This window comes from Mojavia sp. (assembly GCF_059505145.1).
In genome coordinates this window covers 1-6,648 of sequence record NZ_JCACKA010000014.1, presented here as the reverse complement: position 1 = coordinate 6,648, position 6,648 = coordinate 1, and the positions used below count along the sequence as shown (strand labels likewise).

10 protein-coding genes and 1 pseudogene are annotated in these 6,648 nt (G+C 39.5%); 5 read left to right on the top strand and 6 right to left on the bottom strand.

From position 1 onward, the window contains the following. Nucleotides 1-46: 46 nt before the first annotated feature. Both AC5JL8_RS01550 and AC5JL8_RS01545 read right to left on the bottom strand, forming a co-directional pair. Nucleotides 47-490 carry a helix-turn-helix domain-containing protein gene (locus AC5JL8_RS01550; protein ID WP_495878021.1) on the bottom strand — a complete coding sequence of 148 codons (444 nt, stop codon included), beginning with the start codon at nucleotides 488-490 and terminating at the stop codon, nucleotides 47-49. Between the two features lie 56 nt (nucleotides 491-546). After that, nucleotides 547-984: pseudogene (locus tag AC5JL8_RS01545) on the bottom strand (nuclease/transposase family protein); the annotation flags it as partial. 175 nt (nucleotides 985-1,159) lie between these two features. Here AC5JL8_RS01545 and AC5JL8_RS01540 point away from each other — a divergent pair. Next, nucleotides 1,160-1,384 carry a hypothetical protein gene (locus AC5JL8_RS01540; RefSeq protein ID WP_495878020.1) on the top strand — a complete coding sequence of 75 codons (225 nt, stop codon included), beginning with the start codon at nucleotides 1,160-1,162 and terminating at the stop codon, nucleotides 1,382-1,384. A 235-nt stretch (nucleotides 1,385-1,619) separates the two neighbouring features. On the opposite strand, the gene AC5JL8_RS01535 is transcribed toward AC5JL8_RS01540, so the two are convergent. Beyond that, on the bottom strand, nucleotides 1,620-1,766 hold the full coding sequence (locus AC5JL8_RS01535) for a hypothetical protein (RefSeq protein WP_495878019.1): 147 nt from the start codon (nucleotides 1,764-1,766) through the stop codon (nucleotides 1,620-1,622). 316 nt (nucleotides 1,767-2,082) lie between these two features. Between AC5JL8_RS01535 and AC5JL8_RS01530 the strand changes: the two genes are divergently transcribed. The 3 genes from AC5JL8_RS01530 to AC5JL8_RS01520 all read left to right on the top strand — a co-directional run bounded on the left by AC5JL8_RS01530 (nucleotide 2,083) and on the right by AC5JL8_RS01520 (nucleotide 3,377). Next, on the top strand, nucleotides 2,083-2,334 hold the full coding sequence (locus tag AC5JL8_RS01530) for a hypothetical protein (protein ID WP_495878018.1): 252 nt from the start codon (nucleotides 2,083-2,085) through the stop codon (nucleotides 2,332-2,334). 493 nt (nucleotides 2,335-2,827) lie between these two features. Further along, on the top strand, nucleotides 2,828-3,262 hold the full coding sequence (locus tag AC5JL8_RS01525; protein ID WP_495878017.1) for a transposase: 435 nt from the start codon (nucleotides 2,828-2,830) through the stop codon (nucleotides 3,260-3,262). After that, nucleotides 3,252-3,377 (top strand): hypothetical protein, encoded by a 126-nt coding sequence (locus AC5JL8_RS01520; protein WP_495878016.1) that lies wholly within the window; start codon nucleotides 3,252-3,254, stop codon nucleotides 3,375-3,377. Before AC5JL8_RS01525 ends, AC5JL8_RS01520 begins: the two co-directional genes overlap by 11 nt. Here the strand turns inward: AC5JL8_RS01520 and AC5JL8_RS01515 are convergent. From AC5JL8_RS01515 to AC5JL8_RS01505, 3 genes are all read right to left on the bottom strand, one after another. After that, on the bottom strand, nucleotides 3,374-3,667 hold the full coding sequence (locus tag AC5JL8_RS01515; protein WP_495878015.1) for a hypothetical protein: 294 nt from the start codon (nucleotides 3,665-3,667) through the stop codon (nucleotides 3,374-3,376). The genes AC5JL8_RS01520 and AC5JL8_RS01515 overlap by 4 nt on opposite strands. A 44-nt stretch (nucleotides 3,668-3,711) precedes the next feature. Further along, the gene (locus tag AC5JL8_RS01510; RefSeq protein WP_495878014.1) at nucleotides 3,712-4,101 is read right to left on the bottom strand and encodes a hypothetical protein; all 390 of its coding nucleotides are present in this window, start codon (nucleotides 4,099-4,101) and stop codon (nucleotides 3,712-3,714) included. A 305-nt stretch (nucleotides 4,102-4,406) separates the two neighbouring features. Further along, nucleotides 4,407-5,297, bottom strand: a complete 891-nt coding sequence (locus AC5JL8_RS01505; RefSeq protein ID WP_495878013.1) for a hypothetical protein — start codon at nucleotides 5,295-5,297, stop codon at nucleotides 4,407-4,409. Nucleotides 5,298-6,231: 934 nt separating this feature from the next. Here AC5JL8_RS01505 and AC5JL8_RS01500 point away from each other — a divergent pair. Next, nucleotides 6,232-6,447, top strand: a complete 216-nt coding sequence (locus AC5JL8_RS01500; RefSeq protein ID WP_495878012.1) for a hypothetical protein — start codon at nucleotides 6,232-6,234, stop codon at nucleotides 6,445-6,447. Nucleotides 6,448-6,648 lie beyond the last annotated feature (201 nt).

Sequence of the window (6,648 nt, the reverse complement as noted above, 5' to 3'; positions counted from 1 at the left end):
TACTATCTACGCTAACCTGTTTTTTATTCCCCACACCTTTTTTCGTTCACCCGGGACGCGGTACTTTCAACTTTGCTTTCAGGCGATAATGCACCCAGGAATAGACTGTTGCATAAGTCAGTTCTAAACTATACTCTGCCTTGAGCCATTCGACAATTTCTCCGTAGCTTTTGAAGGCTGCTCCTTTTTCAAGACGTTCTTTTAGTCCCGCTAACGCGGATGGAGTCAAGTGTGGTACTTGCCCAGGAGCGGTTTTAATTTCGAGCAATTCTGATAATCCACCCCGTCGATACTTTTGCAACCATCGGGTTACTGTGGATGTGTCTCTACCCAAGCGATGAGCTAATTCTTGATGCTGTTGTACCTGACCTGTTTTTAACCACCACAATATTTGTAGTCGTTCTTTTTGGCTGGCAGTACGAGTCTGTTTTAGTTGTTTCTCTAAAAATTTTGCGCTTTCTTCAATTACGATTTGCAAACTACGAGCCATAAAATGCACCACTCGAACATCCATTTATTCTATGCAACTTCACATAAAATTGGTATTAGAGTTTTGACTGTTCCCTCAATCTCCCTGGATTTCCAAAATTGATAAACTCGCTGACCTATTTTTACCCTGTTGCCCCCCAAAAATTTATAGCCTGCTTGCTTGAGGGTGAAGGATTTGTATTTTTTAACTTTTTTAAATCCTGGTGGTTTTACTCCTTTCTTGTTATGTTTAAAAAACAATTGGTAGGCTTTCTCGATGCGTTGACAGATATCTTGCACAGCTTGAGAACCTACTGATTGCCAGCATGGATTACGCTTTCTCAACTTGGCAATGTGAGACTGAAGTTTTGTACAACTTAAATGCTTGCCCCACATCCGATAGTAGCGTTTGTGTAGAGCAATGCAATGATTATAAATTACCCCAGCAGCATTTATTATGCGCTTGAGGTATCTATTTCTTTTGTGTTGATAAAGCTTAAACTTCAGTGTTTTCATATTAGTATTTTACCAAAAATATGAAGCTAAAAACTCAAATGATTTTTAAATTAAGCAAAGTCGCCCTTGAAGGGCGAGGCTTTAAACCCATGTTTTTGGTAATAGTTTTCAAGGTGCTTTTTATCTGGAAAAAGGTTATTAAGCTATTGTGCTTACAAACTGCACTATTAAAATTGTGCATAAATCACTTAAACCTTCTCCCCTGCACCTGAAGCTCCCCAAGTTTGCTTGGAGGGAAACCAACGCCACTTGCTTCACTTGGGGAGCCACCCCCGTGGGCGGGTTCCCCACGCCAGTCCGCACAACGGGGAGCCACTGCTTTGGGCGGCTCTGCCGACTTGTAGCAAGTGGCGTGGGAACCCCCGCAAGCGGCTGGCTTGACTTGAGGGGAGTGGCGTGAAACCCCTACTTACCCGTCAGTGGCTCCTCCTGGCAACTTCTCTTCCTGCCCCCCTGCGGTCTAAACTGCAAATTAGATGTTTAATAGATTAGGCTACTAACTGCTGTATAATAACATCTTTAGTTGTAGTTGTTTGTCTCGCTGTAGTGGCAGCGGGGCTTTTACTTATCAAGCCCAGTCAGCAGGGTAGAAAGATAACTTACTGTAAGATTCCCCTTTGCTCTCTTCTTGCTGCTCACTTCAAAATCATTTCGTTGTTTCGTATCGTACTTAGATTCTGAACCTGTTGCATCCATGCGCTGATTGCAGTCACTTCATCAGTGCCAGCAGCGATCGCACTAATCACTTGCTCTTGATACAAAGATTCAGCATCGAATGGCACGCTTGAAAAGCTCTAAGCTATGTGGAATAAGGACTACGGCTTTTAAAGCTATTGAACAGTGCCGGGATGGGTCAGGCAATTGACTTTGATGCAGTTTCATGGAAGCGATCGCCGATAAAGTTCATCGCGCATAGTGATCGCTGTACAGAGACGTGGATGAGATATAAAAGTTATGTAAATTTTGTGCTAAGTAGAAAAAGCTTACTCGTTCATGAAATACTTTCAAAAAGACGAGCAAGCAAATATAACTATTACTACTGTGACACTACGAGTACAAATCCTCACTTGATAATTTAGTCAAAGTTTAGGTTTAGCTTTGAAAGAATTATTGCCAGAATCTGCAATCAAACTTACAATCTTTAAACTGAAAATTAAATATAAAAAGCGATTATTTGACCCATTTATTACTTTGTGGGCGTTTTTGTCGCAAGTTTTGGATAGTGATAAAACTTGTCATAATGCTGTGAGTAAAATAATTGCACATTTAGCAGAGTCAGATGTAGAAATTCCTTCATCAGATACGAGCGCTTACGTCAAGCTAAGGCGAGATTGCCAGAAAAATTATTAGAGAAGCTTTTCAGCTATTCAGCACAAAAACTGGAAGAGAAAGTAACTCAAAAGTATTTATGGTGTGGTCGAAATGTTTTAGTGATAGACGGCTTGACGGTATCTATGCCAGACACTGTAGAGAACCAAAAAGAATACCCAAGGGCCTAGCACTCAAAAACAGGGATGTGGCTTTCCAATTGCTAAAATTGGTGTAATATTCAGTTTAGTAACAGGAACTGCTGTTGCTTTATGCATCGACGTTTTGAACACTCATGATATTAAACTAGCCAGGAAATTGTACAGTTTCCTCAAACCCAAGGATGTGCTTTTAGGAGATAGAGCATTTTGTGCTTATGCTGATATGGTTACAATTACTAAACTTAGTTGTGATACTGTATTTCGGAAGCATCAATCCCGCACAACAACCATGCGAAAAGGTAAAATTGTTGGCGATTGCGACAAGCTTGTTACTTGGTATAAACCTAAAAGATGCCTACAAGGATTGAGCAAGGATGAATTTGGGCTGCTACCTTCTGCCCATAACTGTAAGAAAAATTTACTACTACATTGTTATTCCTGGTTTTCGCACTCAACGAGTCAGCTTAATTACTACTCTTTTAGATATAGCAACTTGTTCTACTCTCGAAATTGTTGGACTTTACGGTAAACGGTGGGATGTGGAATTGGATCTGAGACATCTAAAAACTACCTTGGGTATGGATATTTTGCGATGTAAAACACCCTCAATGATCCGCAAAGAAATTTACGTTTTTTTACTGGCTTATAATCTACTTCGTAGTTTGATGTGGGATGCTGGAACTACTTACACCACTTCTCCATTACGCCTATCGTTGCAAGGTACTCGCCACCATTTAATTAACTTTATTCCCAAATTATTAGCAGCAACTTCAACAAAACGCCTCCGAATTTATCGCAATGCAGCTTAAAGTTATTGCTCACAAGGCTGTTCCAGAACGCCCAGGTCGTAGTGAACCACGAGTTCGTAAACGTCGCCCCAAAATTTACCTCTTGATGACCAAACCCCGACAAGAATTGTTTTAGCTGTAAACTTTTAGGGATATCGCTTTTCTTTTGAGATTCCCGTTCCCGTCGTCGCCGTTGGTTGTAATAGTACCTTGGCGGTTGCACTCTGACATCTGGCAAACAAACTCCCAATGATTAATTTGTTGTTTGAGTCGATGCTCTACAAGTACAATTTGGTTTTTGTATTTTGGGTTTTTGTTAGAGATTAAAAATGCGTCACCCAAAGCATAAAACCCAGTCGAAATATAATACCGCTTGTATGAATTCATCAAAGCATCCCAGGCTTCTTGCAGTTGTTGTTGGTTCATTTGGTGAAAGTTGAATTTATCATTCCAACTATGCGGAGCAATATTTATGCAGCCGAACGTCTGGAGATGTCTTTTGATTTTGATGGGGTAAGTATTGGTGTAACATCCTCGAATGGAGTTTTGATATCCAGAGGAGTTTCTAACTGCGCTTGGAGTATTGCAACTTGATTGAGATGTTCATCAATTTCCGACAATATTTGTTTTTCAGATTCTTGAGGCGAAAGCTGTTGAATTTCACTCTCGCTCATGTAAACTATATCTTTGCTATTCTTATCAGGTAATAACCCGTACTGCCACCCTGCCCCACTTTCGGTTGCAATCAAACTGTCACTTGGGACAAATTCAATCCCTACAACTATTCCCTGTTTTGTGCGTTGACCAAATGTAAATCTTGGATAACCCCAGCCGCGTGGAATTGTGATTGTTACTTGCATACAACCTCTCCTTCTGGATTATTTCTGGTTTAATCATCAAAGCGGTTCAATCTTTGATTACTGAACAATTAGCTTTCAACTTATACTTGGCGTAGCAATACTATTTGTGCGAAAATCTTCGAGTTGAATCGATTTTATTTTCTTAAGCGATCGCTAGATAAATGAAACAGCGATCGCTTGAGTTTTTAGAACAACTTTGTGGTTGACTGCTGCCGTGGTGTAATTTTTTGGCAGACAAAAAGCGGTCTGCTGTTAACAAACCGCCTCTGAACTTGATAAGTTGTCTTGAAAACTGGGAAGCTCTTTTATTGCGTAAATCTTGCTAATAGTTCTTCACGGGTCAATTGCAGACACAAGGGAGTAAATTCTTCTGGTGATAACTGTAGTAAACCATTAACAACTCTCGACAATTCATCATCTACAGCACCGAATCGAACTTTGAGCAAATTTTCTACTACTTGGCGTTGTCCTTGCTCGACACCCTCTTGTACCGCAGCAGCCCTGGCTTCTTCGTAAGCTTGGGTTAAGTTCATAATTAGCTCCTGGTCATCTTGAGTTAACTCTTGTTGTGCCATAACACTAATACGCCATCTGTAAATTATCTCCAGTACATTGCGACGCAAGCGGTTTGCTCTTGGCAGTGCCACCAATTCACTGACGGCTTGCTGCTGAACTTTTCCCCGACCCAACAGCCGAAACCACAACGTGTCTGGAGTTAAAGGTAGTTTATTAATCGCAACTATTGCTCCTCGCTCCCCTTCGGGCAGAAAATATACCCCATTAGGCCAATTGTCTAAATCTAGTGTAGCCCCAAAAGCTTTAAGCAGAGTTTGTGAGGCACTGGGTGACAAAATCCACAGTCTTGCTAAATCATCTTCCGCTAATGTTGTGTCTTCCCGATTAGCTTCACGTTGGGAGTCGGCAATCACGGTAAACAATTTTTGAAGACAACTACGTACTTCGGAAAAACTGGGCTGATTGCGAAACGGTTCTAGCAGTGCCGTATTTAAGAAAGCAATTCTGCCCAACAGTCCTAAAGTTTCTGCATCAGCAGTAGAGTTTGGGGTTGCAGAAAATAGAACATCAACAAACCTTGTTTCATCTGTAACTTCTTGATTTGTACTTACTTCTCCTAAAGGAGACAGTAATTCTTTAAGAAACTGCTTGGCAAACTGATCGTGCGGTTTGGTGGTCATATCAAAAATTAGAATTTAGCGATGATTGAGCATGATTGATTAAGTCAACTAAACTGGTTATTTGTTGTGTCACAGATGCAAATCTCCATCTCATAAATATTTAACGCAACAAGCATTGTAAGTAGGCAATATCGAATACAGCTAACCATAACCAACAGTTTGAGCTAATAAAGCGTTTTTTGGCAAATATTCAAGCCCAATAACCAGACCTTGAATATTGCTTGTCCAAAATGAATCAAGGAATAAATTCTTAAAAAATACTAAAAATTAATTGCATAATTTTTCCTGATTGTTAACTTTAATAAGTCTCAGCAAAACTTTTAGAAATATGTTAGTTGAGCAGCCCCACTTAAAAAAGCCATAGCTATAATCAGTATCTAGGAGAAGAAAAACTAGATGCACTATTAATTAAAGTGATTGCTATGAGCAATTACAGGTTTTATTTGGTAGTCAGTGACATCAAGAAGTAGAGAGACACAACCTTTCTACATTAACTATTTAAGAAATTCAAAAGCAGAGCAATTCTTAAATAAAGTTGAAGTTTTTAGACAGCTTCAACTGCAAAATTTTGCCTTAAACACAGTTGAAATAAGTTTTTTAGCAATCATATATAACTATGACATTTTATCAGTTACGCACAGGAGAGTTTTTTTGTTTTTCTGGAATGACAAAAGCCAAAGTTTATCGAAAAGTAAATGCATCTTATTGCAGTCAAAACGGTTTGTTACAAAGAATCCGCCCACATACAAGAATAATGCGGTTGACTTCATCAGAAGTCAAAGAATATCTAGCTAAAACAAACGAACTCAACCTTTAGCACTAATATGGAACCTAACTATAGATGGTAAAGCGGTTTTCATCTGTGTCTGTAGGATGAACAGAAGTTAATCAAATGGAGATTCCATGTACAGTATCTGTATATCTCAAGACTTAGATGTTGAACTCACCTTGGCAAAGTCCCATCCCCTTGTCACAATATCTAAATCTCAAAGTCGTAATGTATTTCGAGAGTGATGATCACTGGGTTCCAATTAAATACTGTCGTTTATCACGAGCAATTGAAATTCATTACCGCATAGTATCCCAAGCCGGGAAAGAAGTTCTCATCTTTCCTGTTGATTTAGATCCGAACCTTTTTAACAAACAATAATTTGAATTAGCTAATACTCTCGCAGATTAACTATCGATAACGGGAGTATTTTTTATTTGCTAGATGGCTTAACACAAGTGCTATTCATTGATGAGTGCGATCGCTTTATTGCTGCCGCGAACGCATTTTACTGGGGGCTATACTAGGGCTTTGTTGCATGAAACAGAAACAAGACACACCAACTCTTAGCAGAGTTAATGA

What these genes read in the sequence shown, in the direction of transcription:
- AC5JL8_RS01550 (WP_495878021.1), bottom strand. Translation starts at nt 490, where the DNA reads ATGGCTCGTAGTTTGCAAATCGTAATTGAAGAAAGCGCAAAATTTTTA.
- AC5JL8_RS01525 (WP_495878017.1), top strand. Translation starts at nt 2,828, where the DNA reads ATGAATTTGGGCTGCTACCTTCTGCCCATAACTGTAAGAAAAATTTAC.
- AC5JL8_RS01520 (WP_495878016.1), top strand. Translation starts at nt 3,252, where the DNA reads ATGCAGCTTAAAGTTATTGCTCACAAGGCTGTTCCAGAACGCCCAGGT.
- AC5JL8_RS01515 (WP_495878015.1), bottom strand. Translation starts at nt 3,667, where the DNA reads ATGAACCAACAACAACTGCAAGAAGCCTGGGATGCTTTGATGAATTCA.
- AC5JL8_RS01510 (WP_495878014.1), bottom strand. Translation starts at nt 4,101, where the DNA reads ATGCAAGTAACAATCACAATTCCACGCGGCTGGGGTTATCCAAGATTT.
- AC5JL8_RS01505 (WP_495878013.1), bottom strand. Translation starts at nt 5,297, where the DNA reads ATGACCACCAAACCGCACGATCAGTTTGCCAAGCAGTTTCTTAAAGAA.
- AC5JL8_RS01500 (WP_495878012.1), top strand. Translation starts at nt 6,232, where the DNA reads ATGTTGAACTCACCTTGGCAAAGTCCCATCCCCTTGTCACAATATCTA.